Source organism: Kitasatospora sp. NPDC057198, assembly GCF_042670125.1.
Classification (GTDB): domain Bacteria; phylum Actinomycetota; class Actinomycetes; order Streptomycetales; family Streptomycetaceae; genus Kitasatospora.
In genome coordinates this window covers 1-15,939 of the sequence record NZ_JBHUWH010000154.1, presented here as the reverse complement: position 1 = coordinate 15,939, position 15,939 = coordinate 1, and the positions used below count along the sequence as shown (strand labels likewise).

The following is a 15,939-nucleotide window of genomic DNA, read 5'->3' as shown; positions in this document are numbered from 1 at the left end:
GGCTAGATCCGCGCCAGGTCGGCCGCGCCCGCGATGCCCGCGGCCGAACCCATCGACGCCAGCACCACGTTGGCGACCGGCCGGGCCGGGCCGCCGGTCAGGTACTTCCGGAAGCTCTCGGTGACCGGGTCGAGCAGCAGGCTGCCCGAGTCGGAGACGCCGCCGCCGAGGACGAAGACGCCCGGGTCGAACAGCGCGGCGAGGTCGGCCATGCCGCGGCCGAGCCAGTCGGCGAGCTCCGCGTAGCAGGACAGCGCCAGCGCGTCGCCCTCGGCGGCGGCCTCGGTGATGTGGATGCCGCGGATGGTCTCGGCGACGCCGTCGTTGAGTTCGAGCATCCGCTTGCCGGCGATCGGGTCGGCGGCGGCGCGCTCGCGGCCGTAGCGGCGCAGCGAGCGCCCGGAGCCGTACTGCTCCCAGCAGCCGTGGCCGCCGCAGCCGCAGTCCAGGCCGTCCGGGACCATGTTCAGGTGGCCGATCTCGCCGGCCACGCCGAACCGGCCGCGGTGCAGCCGGCCGTCGAGGACGATGCCGCCGCCGATGCCGGTGCCGACGGTGATCAGGACCATGTCCTCGTACTCGGCGGCGGCGCCGAACCGGAACTCGGCCCAGGCGGCGCAGTTGGCGTCGTTCTCGACGACGGTCTCCAGGCCGGTGAGCTCCTCGATCCGCTGCTTGAGGGGCTCGTTCTCCCAGTCGATGTTGGGCGCCATCAGGACGGTGGAGCGGTCCCGGTCGACGAACCCGGGCGCGCCGACGCCGACCCCTGCGACGTCGGGATACTGCTCCTTCAACTCCCGTACGCCTTGGGCGATCGCGTCGACCGCCCACTGGGGGTCGGCCGGGGTCGGCACCCGGGTCTTGGCCAGAATCTCGCCGGACTCGTCGACCACGCCTGCTGCGATCTTGGTACCGCCGACGTCCACGCCGATGGTCAGAGCCATGTGTCCCTCAGCTATTCACTCGTTCCCGCTCAGCGGAACCGTACCCGCTGAGGGGTACCCACGTATACAGTCAGGCGTACATTATTCGAAGGCAATTGCCGACCCTTTGGTCATGGTGCCTTCAGAAGTCATACCAACGGTACCGTTCGGTAAGCAGCTGTGACCGCAGCGTGACGCCACCGTTCGACCGGTTTGATTACTTGTCGGGCCCTTCGGCGGCCCCGTCCAGGTCCACCCGTTCGGCCTCGGCGTGTTGGGGCGCGGACCAGTTCCGCTCGTGCCGGGCGACGGCCGCCCGGTAGGCGGCCAGCAGCTCCCCGCCCGCGGCGGCGAGGTGGCCGTAGACCTCGGGGTTGGACTCGCGCAGCCGGCCGCCGATCTCCACCGCCTTGACGCCCACCGCGGCGGCGAACTTCCGCACCTCCTCGACCAGCGGCGCGAACTCCCCCGCCCCGTCCGGCCGCCGGTCCCGCTCCTGCCGGTCCTGCTCCTGCTGCTGTTCCGTGCTCACCGCGCCACTCCCCATCCGTCCGACCCGTCCGAACCGTCCACCCGTCCTACCCGCGCGGCCAGAGCGCGGGGTCGGGCGTGAACCGCACCGACAGCACCCCGTCCGCCAGTCCGGCCCCGCTGACCGTGCAACGGCGCAGCGCGGACGGGAGTGCCAGGACCCGCCGGTAACCTCCGACGCCGAGCACCAACTCGTCGCCGCGGCGCAGCAGTTCCAGGTCTCCCCGGTCGGCGCCGGGCAGCGGCAGGTGCCAGACGAGCCGGTTGTCGGCGGCCAGCCGGTCCTCGACCCGGGGGTCGGCGGGGGCGGGCGGGCGCGGGGCGCCGGCGGCGTAGAGGCGTTCGGCGAGCGCCTCCGGGCCGCCGTCGGGCTGCCGGGCGACCAGCACCGGCACCTCGCCCAACTGCTGGGCGATGGCGGCGAGTTGCTCGTCCTGCCGGGCGGCCGTCGCGGCCAGCCACGGGTCCGCGGAGCCGGTCGCGGCGGCGGGCAGCGCGCCGTGCGCGACCACGGCGTCCAGCGGGAGGCCGTGCAGGGCGAGCCCGGCCCGGATCCGGGCCAGCGCGCGGGGCGCCGGGCGGGCCGCGTCCAGCACCAGGCGGACGGTGGTGCCGGGGGCGGCGATCGCGGCGGCGGCCTCGGCCAGCGCGGCGGAGGCGGCGGCCCTGGCCTCGAACAGCCGGTCGGTGGGCATCGGGACGCCGGCCAGGCCCGCCAGCAGCGGGCGCAGCGCGCGGGCGGCCTGGCGCTGCTCGGGCAGCAGCCGGGCGAGGTAGCGCTCCAGTTGGGCGGGCAGCGCGAGGGTGGCGATCAGTTCGGCGGGCGGCGGCGCGGCGACCACCAGCACCTCGGCCTTGGCCCGGGGCAGCGCGCGCAGCAGGGCGAGGGCGCGGGTGCCGGGCAGCGGGGCGAGTTCGTCGGGGTCGAGCGGCTGGGCGCCGATCAGGTCGAGGGCGGGGGCGAGCCGGTCGCGGTAGCCGTCGAGGGCGGCGCGGAAGGCGGCCTGCTCGTCGAGCCGGGCGGCGGCCAGCCCGGGTTCCAGTTCGACGGGGTCGGGCCCGAGCCGGGCGCCGAGCAGGTCGTCCACGGCGCGGTGCGGGTCGTCGGCGGCCAGCAGCAGGGTGTCGCTGCCCTGCCGGGCGTGGTGCAGGGCGGTGGCGGCGGCGATCCGGCCGGATTCCGGGCCGCTGACCAGTACGGTGCGGGTGGCCACGGGCCCGGTCAGCCCTCCACGCGCTTCTTCAGGCCGGCCAGCGCCCGGTCGATGATGACCTTCTCGGCCTTGCGCTTGATCATGCCGAGCATCGGGATCTTGACGTCGACGGCCAGCTGGTAGGTGACCTCGGTGCCCTCGGCGGGGCCCTTCCCGGCGGGGGCGAGCGCGTACGAGCCGTCCAGGGCGCGCAGCATCTGGCTGCTGACCAGCGTCCAGCTGACCTCGCGGTCGCCGTCCCAGGTGTAGGCGAGGGTGTGCTCGTCGCGGATGGCGCCGGCGTCCAGCAGCAGCCGGACCTTGGCGGCGCGGCCGTCGGGGCCGGCCTCCAGGACGTCGATCTCCTTGACCTCGCCGGTCCACTCCGGGTAGGCGGCGAAGTCGGCGATGACCGCCATGACCTCGGCCGGGGTGGCGTCGATGACAATGCTCGACCTGGTGTGCTCCGCCATTGCGGCCTCCGCGATCTCCCTGTGCTGCTGTGCGCCCAGCAGAGGCTATCGCGGGCGGGGCCGCACGCTTCCCGCGCGGGCACCTACCGGCGGGTCACCTCCGGGCTGCCGTAGGGTTCGATTCGGTCCCCCGTACGCCCGACCTGCGGTGTGACGATCGGAACACCGGGGCCGACCCCCCTGGTCGAACGCGCCTACCCGGCAGTAACGTCCAGTCGTCCCGCAGCGTCGCAGACGAGGAGCAGTCTTGCTCGACGAGTTCAGCCTTCCGGCCCGCTACCAGGTACCGAGCGACGGCAACCTCGCCGACCTGGTCCACCAGAACGCGGAGCGGCACCCGGGCGTCGCTGTGCTCAGCCGCAAGTCCGCCGGGCAGTGGCAGGACCTCACCGCCGCCCGGTTCCTCGCCGAGGTGCACGCCGTCGCCAAGGGCCTGGTCGCCTCCGGCGTCGGCCCCGGCGACCGGGTCGCCGTGATGTCCCGCACCCGCTACGAGTGGACGCTGCTCGACTTCGCGATCTGGACGGCCGGCGCGATCACCGTCCCGGTGTACGAGACCTCCTCCGCCGAGCAGGTCCGCTGGATCCTCGGCGACTCCGGCGCGCTCGCCGTCGTCACCGAGACCGACGCCCACGCCGCCGTGGTCGAGGAGGTCCGCGCCGGACTCCCGGCGCTCGAGCACGCCTGGCAGATCGAACGGGACGGCGTCGCCGCCCTCACCCGGGCCGGCGCCGGCGTGGACGACGCCGTGATCGCCGAACGCCGCCGGCTGGCCGGGCCCGACTCGGTCGCCACCATCGTCTACACCTCCGGCACCACCGGCCGCCCCAAGGGCTGCCGGCTCACCCACGGCAACTTCCTCGCCGAACTGGGCAACGTCACCGCCCGGATGCCCGAGCTGTTCCGCACCGGCGAGTCCTCCGTCCTGCTGTTCCTGCCGCTCGCCCACGTGCTGGGCCGGATCGCCGAGATCGCCGCCGCCATCGCCCCCGTCCGGCTCGGCCACGTCTCCGACATCAAGAACGTCACCGAGGAACTCGGCTCCTTCAAACCGACCCTGATCCTCGGCGTCCCCAGGGTGTTCGAGAAGGTCTACAACACCGCCCGCGCCAAGGCCCAGGCCGACGGCAAGGGCAGGATCTTCGACCGCGCCGCCGACACCGCCGTCGCCTACAGCCGCGCCCTGGACGCCGGCGGCCCCTCGCTCGGCCTGCGGATCCGGCACGCCCTCTTCGACAAGCTGGTCTACGGCAAGCTCCGGGCCGCCCTCGGCGGCCGCTGCCGCTACGCCATCTCCGGCGGCGCCCCGCTCGGCGAGCGGCTCGGCCACTTCTACCGCGGCATCGGCTTCGTCGTCCTGGAGGGCTACGGCCTCACCGAGTCCTGCGCCGCCACCGCCTTCAACCCGCACGACAAGCCCAAGATCGGCACCGTCGGCCAGCCGCTGCCCGGCTCCGCGATCCGGATCGCCGCGGACGGCGAGGTCCTGCTCAAGGGCCCGCAGGTCTTCACCGGCTACTGGAACAACCCCGCCGCCACCGCCGACGCCCTCCAGGACGGCTGGTTCGCCACCGGCGACCTCGGCGCCCTCGACGACGAGGGCTACCTCACCATCACCGGCCGCAAGAAGGAGATCATCGTCACCGCCGGCGGCAAGAACGTCGCCCCCGCCGTGATCGAGGACCGCATCCGCGCCCACGCGATCGTCGGCGAGGTCATGGTGGTCGGCGACCGCAAGCCCTTCATCGCCTGCCTGGTCACCGTCGACGACGAGTTCTTCCCCCGCTGGAAGGCCCTCAACGGCAAGCCCGCCGACGCGACGGTCGAACAGCTCCGCGAGGACCCCGACCTGCTGGCCGCCGTCCAGGCCGCGGTCGACGACGGCAACCGGGCCGTCTCGCACGCCGAGGCCGTCAAGAAGTTCCGCCTCCTCACCACCACCTTCACCGAGGCCGGCGGGCACCTCACCCCCTCCCTCAAGCTCAAGCGCAACGTCGTCCTCAAGGACTTCGCCGCCGAGATCGAGAGCCTCTACACGCGATAGGCCGAAACCAGGGGCGCGGGGAGACCTGCTGCGCGCCGGACGTTGCGAAACCAGGGGCGCGGGGAACTGCGCGGCCAACCGAGCACGCACAGCCAGATCGCGACGCAGGATGATCACTTGCACTGTCCCGCGACCACGCTGACGTGCCACTCCCGCTTCGCGCAGTTCCCCGCGCCCCTGTCGGTGCGCGTCCCGAGCAGGTCTACCGTTCCTGCAGCAGCCCCGTGAGCCGTTCCGCGAGCATGTCCCAGCGCCAGGCTTCGTGCACCCACTTGCGTCCGGCCTCGCCCATCCGGCGTCGCAGACCCTCGTCGCCGAGCAGCCGCACCAGCCGCTCCGCGAGCAGCACCTCGCCGCCCTTGCCCGGCACCACGTACCCCGTCCCGCCCTCGCGGACGGCGTCCGGCGCCCCGCCGGAGTCCCCCGCGACGACCGGCAGGCCGGTGGCGGAGGCTTCCAGGTAGACGATGCCCAGGCCCTCGACGTCCAGCCCGCCGCGGCGGGTGCGGCAGGGCATCGCGAAGACGTCGCCGGCCCCGTAGTGGGCCGGGAGTTCCTCCCAGGGCACCTCGCCGGTGAGGACGACCGAGGAGCGTACGCCCACCGTGTCGGTGAGCTTCTCCAGTTCGGCCCGGTGGGGGCCGCCGCCGACGATGAGCAGCACCGCGTCGGGGTGGGCGGCCAGGACCCGCGGCCAGGTCCGGATCAGGGTGTCCTGGCCCTTGCGCGGCACCAGCCGCGACACGCACACCACCACCGGCCGTCCGCTGAGCCCGAGCCGGGCGCGCACCTCGTCGCCGCCGGAGTCCGGCCGGAAGGTGTTCTCGTCGACGCCGGGCGGGAGTTGGACCATCCGCCGGGCGGCGTCCGGCCCGACGGCGCGGGCGATCCGGCTGCGGGTGTACTCGCCGAGGTAGGTCAGCACGTCGGTGCCGGCCCCGATCCGCCGCAGCAGTTGGGCGGAGAGCGGCAGTCCGGCCCAGGCGGCCTCGTGCCCGTGGGTCATGCCGAGCAGCCGCTGCGCGCCGGCCCGGCGCAGCGCGGGGGCCATCAGGCCGAGCGGGGCGGCGGCGCCGAACCAGACCGAGGTGCAGCCCTCGGCGCGGAGGATCTCGGCGGCCCGGCGGGTGGCCCGCGGGGTCGGGAGCAGCATGGTGGTCCGGTCGCGGACCACCGGGAAGGGCTGCCGGGCGTCGAACTCGGCGACCTCGCGGCCGTCCCGCCAGGTGGAGGCGTACACCACGACCGAGCCCGCGGGCTGCCGGACGGCCATGCTGTGGATGAACGTCTGGATGCCGCCTGGCCTGGGCGGGAAGTCGTTGGTGACGATGAGGGTCTTGTGCATGCCTCGGCTCGCTCGGTCGGGGGGTGCTCGGACTACCTGTGAGTGGTCCGTACGATAGGTCACCGTGCCCGTTCACCGGGAACGACCCGTCACACCGGCCGGGCCCGGCCGCGGCACCGCGCGGACGGTCCGGACACGGTTCGGTGAAGACCGGGGTGCCGTCGCAACCTTCCGGGCGGGACAGCGGTCCTTGACCGGTGAGGCCCCGACGTACCCGGTGCACCGGCGTGCACGCGACGACCCGAAGGAGCGCAGTGGAGTCAGCCCAGGCCGAGGAGGCCGGTGCCCCGGAGCCGTCGGTACCGTCGCCCCGGGGCGCCGCCGTGCCGAGCCGCCGTCCGCTGTGGGCGCTGGCGGGCGGCTGGGTGGCGACCCGGACGCTGATCGTGCTGATGGTCGCCGGGGTGCTGCGGATCGCCGACACCGACGTGACCACCGACATCTCGGTGATCTACCACAGCTGGTACGAGGTGCTGCGCACCGGCACCTTCCCGCTGGACGACGTGACCTGGCAGTACCCGCCGGGCGCCGCGCTGGTGATCCTGGCGCCGGGGCTGCTGCCCTGGTCGTACCTGGTGTCGTTCTTCGTGATCTGCGGCGTGGTGGACGCGGCCGCGATGGCGCTGCTGATGCGGGCCGGGATCCGCAAGGGCCGCAGCTACCTGGGCGGTTGGTACTGGGTGGTGGGCGTGCCGCTGCTCGGGCCGACGGTGTACTGCCGCTACGACATCATCGTGACGGCGCTGGCGGTGGCCGGCCTGCTGGTGATGATGCGGCGTCCGGCGGTCGGCGGGGTGCTGCTGGGCCTGGGCGGGCTGTTGAAGGTGTGGCCGCTGCTGGCGCTGATCGGTTCGCCGCGCGGGCGGCGGACCAGGCGGGCGTGGACGTCGGCGGTGGCGTTCGCGGCCGCGCTGGGCTTCCTGCTGACGGCGGGGATGAACGGGGCGTTCGAGTTCCTGAAGTTCCAGTCCGAGCGCGGCATCGAGATCGAGTCGGTGGGCGCGCTGCCGCTGCACTTCGCGAAGCTGTCGGGGTCGTGGGACGGCATCGTGACGATGAACTACGGCTCGGTGGAGTTCCTGGGGCCGTGGGTGCCGGTGATCTCCAAGGTGATGGTGGGGCTGTCGGTGGCGGGCTTCGGCTGGCTGCTGGTGTGGCGGCTGCGGGCGGCCCGCTGGTCGTCGGCGACCACCTTCGACGCGGCGCTGTGCGCGCTGCTGGTGTTCACCTCGACCAGCCGGGTGATCTCCCCGCAGTACATGATCTGGGTGGTCGGCCTGGCCGCGGTGTGCCTGACGGTGCGCGGCACCAGCCAGCGCCCGGTGGCGGTGCTGCTGCTGGTGACGGCGGTGCTGACCACGCTGGAGTTCCCGATCATGTTCGGTTCGGTGAACCGCAGCGAGCTGGGCGGGGTGCTGGTGCTGACCGCCCGCAACCTGGTGCTGGTGGCGGCCACGGTGCTGTCGGCGTACCGGCTGTGGCGCTCCACCCGGCGCCCGGAGGCGCTGACCACGGTGGTGCTGTCGGCCGAGCAGGCCGCCCCGCAGTACCCGGTGCGGCCGGGCATCGCCTACGAGCAGGACCTGTTGGACGACCTGACCCCGGCCGACCGCGGCTGACCGCGGGCGGCCCGGCACGCCCCGAGCCCCGTTCTGCAAGTTTCTGAAAAACCTTGCAGAGCGGGGCTCCGTGCTGCCACCATCGCCGGATGATCGACTACGACATCCTGATCGTCGGCGGCGTCGGCGTGGACACCATCGTGCGGGTGGACCGGCTGGAGGTCCCGCCGGGCCGCGACTCGATCGGCGTCCCCGCCGTGCTGGACTACCCGGCGCACACCGGCAACGGCGTGGCCCTGGCCTGCCTGGCGCTGGGCCTGCGCACCAAGTTCGCCGACTTCCTGGGCGACGACCCGCAGGGCGCCCTGATCCTCGCCGAGTACGCCCGCCGCGGCCTGGACTTCAGCCACCTGCCCGCCCCGGCCGGCACCCCGCGCAGCGTCAACCTGGTCGACCGGGACGGCCTGCGGTTCTCCTTCTACGACGGCCGGCACCCGGCGGACGCCCGGCTGCCGCGCGAGTTCTGGCTGCCGCTGGTGGAGCGCTCGGCGCACGTCCACCTGTCGATCACGGGCGTCAACCGGGACATGTACCCGGACATCGAGCGCCTGGGCCGCAGCAGCTCCACCGACCTGCACGCCTGGGACGGCGCCGACGAGCACCACCTGCACTACGCCCTGCGCTCGGACGTGGTCTTCCTCTCCGCGGCGGGCCTGGCGAACCGCCCGGAGGCGGTGATGCGCGCGGTGCTGGCCCGGGGCCGGGCCGAGCTGGTGGTGGCCACCGCGGGCGCGGACGGCGCCTTCCTGCTGACCCGCGGCGACGACGCGCCCCGGCACTTCCCGGCCGTCGACCCGGGCGCGCCGGTGGTGGACAGCAACGGCGCGGGCGACGCCTTCGTCTCCGGCTTCCTGCACCACCGGCTGGCGGGCCGCCCGGTGGAGGAGTGCATGCGGGCCGGCGCGGTGGCCGGGGCGTACACCTGCACCGTCGCGGGCACCCACACCGCCTTCCTGGACGCGGCGGGCCTCCAGCGGGCGCTCACCGCCGCCTGATCCCGGGGTCACTCCCCGAGCCGGGCCACCTCGGCCGCCCACGTCTTGGTGAACTCCGCCAGGCCGAGCCCGAGTCGGGCCTTCAGCGCGCGCTCCAGGCCGCCCGCGCCGAAGGCCCCGACGGTCCGGTAGAGCGCGACCAGCCGGTCCTGCCCGTACCGGCGGGCGATCAGGTCGCAGGCCAGCCACGCCTGCTCGTACGCCTGGGCGATGCCGGCCGCGCCGGCCGTGAACGCCGCGTCGTCGGGCAGCCCGGCGGGTGCCCTGCCGTTCTGGACGTCCTTGGCCAGCTCGGGGGCGATCTGCCGGGCGGTGCGCCCGGAGCCCAGGTAGCCGGTGTAGTCGGCGACGCCCTCGGACAGCCACAGCGGCGTCCAGGACTTGGTGTCGGCCCGGGTGGCGACGTGGGTGGCCTCGTGGGTGACCACCACCCGGCGGCCGAGTTCGCTGAGCTGCCGGTAGGCGTCCGGGTTGACCACGATCCGGTCGGCGGGGGTGTGTTCGGGGGCGCCGCCGACCGCCAGGGTGACCGCGGCTATGCCCTGGTAAGCGTCCGCGGACACGTCCATCCGGCGGGCGAAATCCTGTTCGGTGAGCGGCAGTTCGAGCAGCAGCCGGGCCGCGGACGGGCCCCAGACCGCCTCCACCGCGGGCACCGCGCGGTCGGCGAGCGCGGCCAGCGCGGTCGGTTCGGCGCCCGCGCCGATGCCGAGCACCAGGCTGCGGGCACCCTCCACCGCCCGGACGGTGCCCAGGTCCCAGGGCGCGGCCGCGCCGGTCGGCGTCTCCCGGGCGACCCGCCAGCCGCCGGCCTCCCGCACCAGCTCCACCTGCCGCTCCAGCAGCGCCGGGTAGTCGTCCACCCCGGTCAGCCGGTAGGCCAGCTCGGCGCCGACGGTGAACCGGCCCGCCCCGGCCGGCGGCTCGGCGAACGAGGTCAGCCGCAGCCCGTACTCGGTGAAGCGCAGCCCGGCGGTGCGGGTCAGCAGGTCCCGGTCGGCCTCCTCGGAGCCCTGCGCGGACAGCGCCAGCAGCGCCTCGGCGTTCCGCTCGGCGACGGCCCGGCCGCGCAGCGACAGCACCCGGGCCGCGTCCTCCCGCAGCCCGGACGGCGGCCGTTCGCCGTCCGGGACGGCGGGCGACGGGCGCGGCGGGGCGGGCAGCGCCCGGGGCAGCGACAGCTGGGTGGCCGCGGCGGCGGCCAGCAGCAGCGCGGCGCGCCGGGACAGCGGGGCACCGGCCCGCGGCGGCGGCCCGGGGGCCGGCGGCAGGTCGGTGACCAGGGGTTCGTCGACGAGGCTCAGACCCGCACCACCGTGTTGACCGGCATCGCGCTCACGCTCTCGTAGCGGACCCGGGCGCCGGGGTACGGCGCGTGCACGACGACGCCCCCGCCGGCGTACATGCCGACGTGGTGCCTGTCGTTGTAGAAGATCACCAGGTCTCCGGGCCGGGCTTCGGCGAGGCTCACCCGCCGGCCGGCCGAAGCCTGTGCCTGCGAGGTCCGCGGCAGGGTCACTCCGGCCTGCCGCCACGACCAGTACATCAGACCGGAGCAGTCGAAGGTGCCCGGCCCGGTGGATCCGTAGACGTACGGGGAGCCGATCTTGGAGAGCGCGGCGGCCAGCGCGGCGGCGGCGCGGTCCGAGGAGGCCGGCTGGTCGCCGAGGTCGATCCGGCCGGTGCCGCGGGTGGCGCGCTGCCGGGCGTCGTGGGCGTCCTCGGCCGCCATCCTGGCCCGCTCGGCGGGGGCGAGGCCGTTCAGCAGCCGCTGGGCCCCGGCCAGCCGCTCCCGGACGTCGTCCTTGGCGGCGGCGAGCTGCTGCCGGGCCTGCTCCAGTTCGGCGAGCTTGGCGCCGGCCTCGTGCCGCCGCGCCTCCAGCCGGCGCTGCCGCTCGGCGAGCTCGCGCAGGCTGTCGGCCTGCCGGGAGGTGGCCTGTTCGAGCGAGCGGGCACCGGTCAGGTAGCCGGACGGGTCCTGGTCGAGCATCAGCCGGACGGTGGGGTCCACGCCCTGGGTCCGGTACTGGTCGGCGGCGACGGCGGCCAGGTCGCCGCGCATCCGGTTGAGCTCCTCCTGCCCGGCGGCGACCTGGTCCTGCAGGCTGCCGGCCTCGGCCTGCAACTGCCTCTGCCGCTCCTGGGCCGCGTTGTACCGCTCGGACGCCTGCTCGGCCTCCTCGTAGAGCTGGTCGACCTGGGCCTTGACCTCGCCGCGGCCCACCGGGTCGGCCGGGCTGAGCGGGGCGGCGGCGGCCCCGCCGACGGTCAGCCCGAGCGCGCCGGTGGCGGCGGCGGTCAGCGCCAGGGCGCGGGCGAGGCGCTGGACGCCGGGCAGCGGGGTGCGACGGTGCACGGACACGTGCGACGGCTCCGTTCTGCGGCCGGCCTCCGCCGCCGTCCGCCGTCGGACGGCCGTCCTCGCGGGGGCCCGGGGGCAGAGGTTAGCGAGTCGGATCGATCCAGTCCAAACCCCGACAGTCACGAATATTTGACCGTGAATCGGACACCAGCACGGAAGCGGCCCGGCACCCCTTGCGGGGTACCGGGCCCGGGGCCGCGCCGGTCCGTCAGATCCGGACGATCCGGTTGATCGGCATGGCCGTCGCCGACTCGTAGCGGACCTGCGCGCCGGTGTGCGGGGCGTGGATGATCTGCCCGTTGCCGACGTACATGCCCACGTGGTGCTGGTCGTTGTAGTAGATGACCAGGTCGCCCGGCCGGGCGTTGGCGATGTCGGTGCCCAGGCTGGTCCCGGCCCCGGCCTGCGCCTGCGAGGTGCGCGGGATCGACACGCCGGCCTGCTTGTAGGCCCACTGCATCAGGCCGGAGCAGTCGAAGCTGTTCGGGCCGGCCGCGCCGTAGGAGTACCAGGTGCCGAGCTTGGAGACTGCCGCGCCGACCGCGTTGCCCGAGAAGCTGGAGGACGCCGGGGCGTTCAGCTCCACCCGGACGGTGTCGCGGGAGGCGCGCTGCGCGGAGTCGGCCTTGGCCTTGGCGTCCGCGGCGGCCTTCGCCTCGGCGGCGGCGAGCTGCTCGCGCTCCTGCTGGGTCAGCGTGTTGAGGAGCTCCTGGGCCTTGGCCAGCTTCGCCTGGACGTCCTCCTTGTCGGCCTTGAGGGCCTTGGTGGTGGTGTCCAGCTCGGCGAGCTTGGACTCGGCCTCCTTGCGCTGCGCGTCGAGCTTGGCCTGCTCGGACTTGAACGTCTTGAGCAGGTCGGCCTGGGTGGCGCCGACGACGTTCATCGTGCCGGCCTGCCCGAGGAAGGAGTCCGGGCTGCTGGAGAGCATCAGCTGCATGGTCTGCGGCATGTTGCCGGTGCGGTACTGCTCGGCGGCGATGCCGGCCAGGCCCTCCTGGGCGGTGGTCACCTGCTCCTGCTGCCGGGCGAGCTGGTCCTGCAGCTGGCCGACCTGCTTCTGCAGGTCCTGCTGCTTCTCGACGGAGGCGTTCAGCGCCTCGGTCTTGACCTCGGCCTCTTCGTTGAGCTGGTCGACCTGCTGCTTGACCTGGTCCTTGGTCGGCGCGGGGTCGGCGTGCGCACCGCCCTGGGCGGAGAGCGCCACGGCAGCGGCGGCGGTGGCAGTGAGAATCGAGACCCGGGCACGGCCGACGGGCTTGGGACGGCGATGGGACGCCACGAAGGCGGACTCCTTCTTCCTCACACCGCCTACCGGGTGAGCTGACGGGTTCGGGCCGGAAGAGATTGCCCTACGACGCCTCACCGACCGCGCGCGGCGGTCGTCCCGGCGCCGATTCACCCCGGGGGAACGTGGTTCCCCGGCTCCGTTCGACAGCACCCCGGTTGGGGTATCCCCGTCGGCAGACCCGGTGTTGACGGTCTGCCCGCTGCGTCACGGACTCGGCGGCGACCTCCGCCGCCGCCCCCCTTGGGCGATCGACTCTGCGGTGGTCGAGGCAAGACCCTAGTAACCGATCCGTGATCCGTTCAAATCCTTGTCAGAAAAAAATCTGATTCTGAATCAAATACCCCGGCAAATCTGACCGATTGTGATCGACCACTTACACGGAGCGTAATAATTCTCACGATATGGTCGAGAAACACCACGCCCGGACGTGTCGCAGATCACAGGAGGATCTCGAGCCGTCCGGGCGTGTCACGATGCGTCAGTTGTCGCCCGGTGGGGCGTTTGTCCGATTCGTCGGTCCGTCAGACCGTCCGGTCAGACCCGGCGGATGGTGGAGATCGGCAGGGTGTCGACCTTCATCGTCTTCACCACGTCACCGGTGCGCGGCGCGTGCACCACCAGCCCGTTGCCGATGTACATGCCGACGTGGTGCCGGTCGTTGTAGTAGATGACCAGGTCGCCGGGCTGCGCGTTGTGCCAGTCGGTGCCCACGTTCACGCCGTAGCTGCCCTGCGACTGCGAGGTGCGCGGCAGCGAGACGCCGGCCTGCTTGTACGCCCAGACCATCAGGCCGGAGCAGTCGAAGGTGCTCGAACCGGTGGCGCCCCACACGTACGGCGAGCCCTGCTTGCCGAGCGCGGCCGCCACGGCGGTCGCCGCGTAGCCGCTGGCCTGCGGCAGGGTGGACGGGTCGACCCGGGAGGCGCTGCGCGAGGCGGCGGAGCCGCTGCCCCGGAGGATCGCGGCCCGGTCGGCGGCGCTCAGCTTGGCGAGCAGCCGCTGCGCCTCGGCGAGCTTGCTGTTCACGTCGTTCTTGGCGTCGTTGAGCGCCTGGGTCTGGCTGTCCAGCTCGTGCAGGACGGCCGCGGCCTCCTGCTTCTGCTGGTCCAGGCGGCGCTGCTGGTCCTTGAGGGACTTGAGCGTCTCGGCCTGGGTGCTGGCGGCCTGGTCGAAGGAGGCCGCCTTGGTCAGGTACTGGTCCGGGTCGGAGGAGAGCATCAGCTGCATCGACGGGTCGACGCCGCCCTGCCGGTACTGGTCTCCGGCGACCGCCGCCAGGCCGGAGGCCAGCTCGGTCAACTGCTCCTGGCCGCGGGCCACCTGGTCCTGCAGGTCACTGGCCTGCTTGCGCAGCTGGTCGGCCCGCTCCTTGGCGCCGTTGTACTTCTCGGCCGCCTGCTCCTGCTCCTCCAGCAGCTTGTCGACCTGCGCCTTGACCTCGTCCTTGTTCGGCTGGGCCGGGGCGGCGTGCGCGCTGGCCTGGGCCGTCAGGGCGACCGCGGTCGCGGCGGCGGCGGTGAACACGGAGATCCGCGCACGGCTCGGCTGCTTGGGACGGCGGTGGGAGGCCAAGGGGGTGCTCCTTCTTCCTGCTGGACTCACCCCAAAGAGTGAAGGTCCGGAATATAGGTTTGACGCCAGACCCTAGTGAAGTCCACGCCTCCGCGTCCACTCCCGGGGGGCTTCCGGTCCGCCCCACCCGCCCCCCTTCACCGGACCGTCACACTCCGGACGCCCCGCGGTCCCCTGAGCCCTCCTCAGCTACGGGCCAGCCGGTTCAGCAGCAGCACCGAGGCCACCGGCCGGGCCCCCGCCTTGCGCACCCCGTCCGCGACCTCCCGGTCCGCGGAGACCACCACCACCGGCCGCCCCTGCGGCTCGGCCCGCACCAGCCGGCGGATCAGCTCGTCCGCGGTCTCCCCGGTGCGGCTGAAGCGCACCCGCACCCCGCGCGGCGGCGCCATGATCACCGGCACGTCGAGGTCCTGGCCGTCGAAGACGCAGGTCACCTCGGCCTGGGTCCGCTGGGCCAGCATCGCCAGCCCGCCCAGCAGCCTCATCCGCTGCTGCTCCAGCGGCAGTTGGGGATAGCCGGTCTTGGTCACGTTGTAGCCGTCCACCACCAGGTGGACCTGCGGGATCGCCAGCAGCTGGTCCAGCAGCGCCGGGTCGTCCTCGGCCAGGCCGCGCCGGGCCACGTCGTGCGGCGAGGCCGAACCGGGCTCCACCGCCTCCACCAGGTCGGCCGGGCGCAGCGCCGTCACCGGCAGCGCCAGCTCCCGCTGCAGGCCCTGGGCGGAATGCAGCACGGTGTCCAGCAGCAGGCGCAGCCGCATGTCCTCCACGCTGCGGCCCTCGCGGGCGGTGCGCCGCCCGCTCTCCACCGCGGCCTCCAGTTCGGCGACCCGGTGCCGCAGCCGGCGGGCCTCGCTCTCGGCGGCGCTGCGCTCGGCGGCCGCGGCGGACCGGGCCGCCTCCAGCTCCCCGGCCAGGCGGCGGCTCTCGGCCTGCGCCCGGCGGGTGTCCGCCTCCAGCGAGCGGACCTTCTTGCGCAGCGACTCCGCCTCCTTGCGCACCCCCTCGGCCTCGGCCCGGTGCCGCTCCAGCTCACCGCGGGCGGCCGCCCGGGCCTCCGCCAGCTCCCCCTGGAGCTTCTCGGCCAGCCGGGCCGCCTCGGCGGCGGCGCCCTCGGCGTCGGCCCGCTCGGCCTCCTCGCCGGCCTCCTCCACCAGCCCGGTCCAGCCGGCCGGGCGCACCAGGTAGGCGGCGGCCGCCACGTCCATCGGGTCGGCGGCGGCCGGGACGGTGCCCGCCTCCAGCGCCTGCACCAGGTCGGGCTGGCCCAGCCGCAGCCGCTCGGCTATCCGGACCCGGAACGCCGGGTCCGACTCCAGCGCGGCGGCCAGCGCGGTCGCCGCGTACTTGGCCCGCCGGGCGGGGGTGAACTTGGCGTACGGGCGCAGCGAGGCGGGCAGCTCGCCCACCGGGATGCCGCCGAGCGCGTCGGAGGCGATGCCGACCACCCGCCGGCGCACGCCCTCGGGCAGGGGGCGCCCGGCCGTCTCCGTGCCGCCGTGCGGCTCCGGGGCCGGGGCGGGCGCGGTCCCGTCCGGGCCCGCGGGCGCGTTCGCTGCCTCCGCCACTGTCCTCGGCTCCGATCCTGGTC

Annotated in this window: 13 protein-coding genes and 1 riboswitch; of the genes, 3 read left to right on the top strand and 10 right to left on the bottom strand. The window is 74.1% G+C overall.

The genetic code is table 11. The annotated features are described in order from the left end of the window. Window positions 1-2: 2 nt before the first annotated feature. The 4 genes from ACFUEL_RS19005 to ACFUEL_RS18990 all read right to left on the bottom strand — a co-directional run bounded on the left by ACFUEL_RS19005 (window position 3) and on the right by ACFUEL_RS18990 (window position 3,120). Window positions 3-944, bottom strand: coding sequence for an ROK family glucokinase (locus ACFUEL_RS19005; RefSeq protein ID WP_380237496.1), 942 nt, complete (start codon window positions 942-944; stop codon window positions 3-5). 196 nt (window positions 945-1,140) lie between these two features. Then, entirely contained in the window at window positions 1,141-1,455 is a 315-nt protein-coding gene (locus tag ACFUEL_RS19000; protein ID WP_380237495.1) for a DUF5304 family protein, read from the bottom strand. A 46-nt stretch (window positions 1,456-1,501) separates the two neighbouring features. Then, window positions 1,502-2,668 (bottom strand): ArsA family ATPase, encoded by a 1,167-nt coding sequence (locus tag ACFUEL_RS18995; RefSeq protein WP_380237494.1) that lies wholly within the window; start codon window positions 2,666-2,668, stop codon window positions 1,502-1,504. A gap of 8 nt (window positions 2,669-2,676) precedes the next feature. Then, a complete protein-coding gene (locus ACFUEL_RS18990; protein WP_380237493.1) occupies window positions 2,677-3,120 on the bottom strand; it encodes an SRPBCC family protein in 444 nt (147 codons plus the stop codon). Window positions 3,121-3,367: 247 nt separating this feature from the next. Here ACFUEL_RS18990 and ACFUEL_RS18985 point away from each other — a divergent pair, with 247 nt between their 5' ends. Next, a complete protein-coding gene (locus tag ACFUEL_RS18985) occupies window positions 3,368-5,164 on the top strand; it encodes an AMP-dependent synthetase/ligase (RefSeq protein ID WP_380237492.1) in 1,797 nt (598 codons plus the stop codon). A gap of 202 nt (window positions 5,165-5,366) precedes the next feature. On the opposite strand, the gene ACFUEL_RS18980 is transcribed toward ACFUEL_RS18985, so the two are convergent. After that, the gene (locus ACFUEL_RS18980) at window positions 5,367-6,509 is read right to left on the bottom strand and encodes a glycosyltransferase family 4 protein (RefSeq protein WP_380237491.1); all 1,143 of its coding nucleotides are present in this window, start codon (window positions 6,507-6,509) and stop codon (window positions 5,367-5,369) included. 254 nt (window positions 6,510-6,763) lie between these two features. On the opposite strand from ACFUEL_RS18980, the gene ACFUEL_RS18975 reads away from it, so the two are divergent. Both ACFUEL_RS18975 and ACFUEL_RS18970 read left to right on the top strand, forming a co-directional pair. Next, window positions 6,764-8,128 (top strand): glycosyltransferase 87 family protein, encoded by a 1,365-nt coding sequence (locus ACFUEL_RS18975; protein ID WP_380237490.1) that lies wholly within the window; start codon window positions 6,764-6,766, stop codon window positions 8,126-8,128. 89 nt (window positions 8,129-8,217) lie between these two features. Continuing rightward, window positions 8,218-9,123 carry a carbohydrate kinase family protein gene (locus ACFUEL_RS18970; RefSeq protein WP_380237488.1) on the top strand — a complete coding sequence of 302 codons (906 nt, stop codon included), beginning with the start codon at window positions 8,218-8,220 and terminating at the stop codon, window positions 9,121-9,123. 8 nt (window positions 9,124-9,131) lie between these two features. Here ACFUEL_RS18970 and ACFUEL_RS18965 read toward each other — a convergent pair whose 3' ends face one another. The 5 genes from ACFUEL_RS18965 to ACFUEL_RS18945 form a co-directional block, all read right to left on the bottom strand. Then, on the bottom strand, window positions 9,132-10,205 hold the full coding sequence (locus ACFUEL_RS18965; protein ID WP_380237487.1) for a hypothetical protein: 1,074 nt from the start codon (window positions 10,203-10,205) through the stop codon (window positions 9,132-9,134). A 218-nt stretch (window positions 10,206-10,423) separates the two neighbouring features. After that, a complete protein-coding gene (locus ACFUEL_RS18960) occupies window positions 10,424-11,485 on the bottom strand; it encodes an NlpC/P60 family protein (protein WP_380237486.1) in 1,062 nt (353 codons plus the stop codon). Between the two features lie 208 nt (window positions 11,486-11,693). Next, window positions 11,694-12,764: an NlpC/P60 family protein gene (locus tag ACFUEL_RS18955; protein WP_380237485.1), complete on the bottom strand. Its 1,071-nt coding sequence runs from the start codon at window positions 12,762-12,764 to the stop codon at window positions 11,694-11,696. A 10-nt stretch (window positions 12,765-12,774) separates the two neighbouring features. Next, window positions 12,775-12,929: riboswitch (cyclic di-AMP (ydaO/yuaA leader) on the bottom strand. 378 nt (window positions 12,930-13,307) lie between these two features. Beyond that, window positions 13,308-14,345 (bottom strand): NlpC/P60 family protein, encoded by a 1,038-nt coding sequence (locus ACFUEL_RS18950; protein WP_380237483.1) that lies wholly within the window; start codon window positions 14,343-14,345, stop codon window positions 13,308-13,310. A gap of 185 nt (window positions 14,346-14,530) precedes the next feature. Beyond that, a complete protein-coding gene (locus ACFUEL_RS18945) occupies window positions 14,531-15,916 on the bottom strand; it encodes an NYN domain-containing protein (RefSeq protein WP_380237482.1) in 1,386 nt (461 codons plus the stop codon). Window positions 15,917-15,939 lie beyond the last annotated feature (23 nt).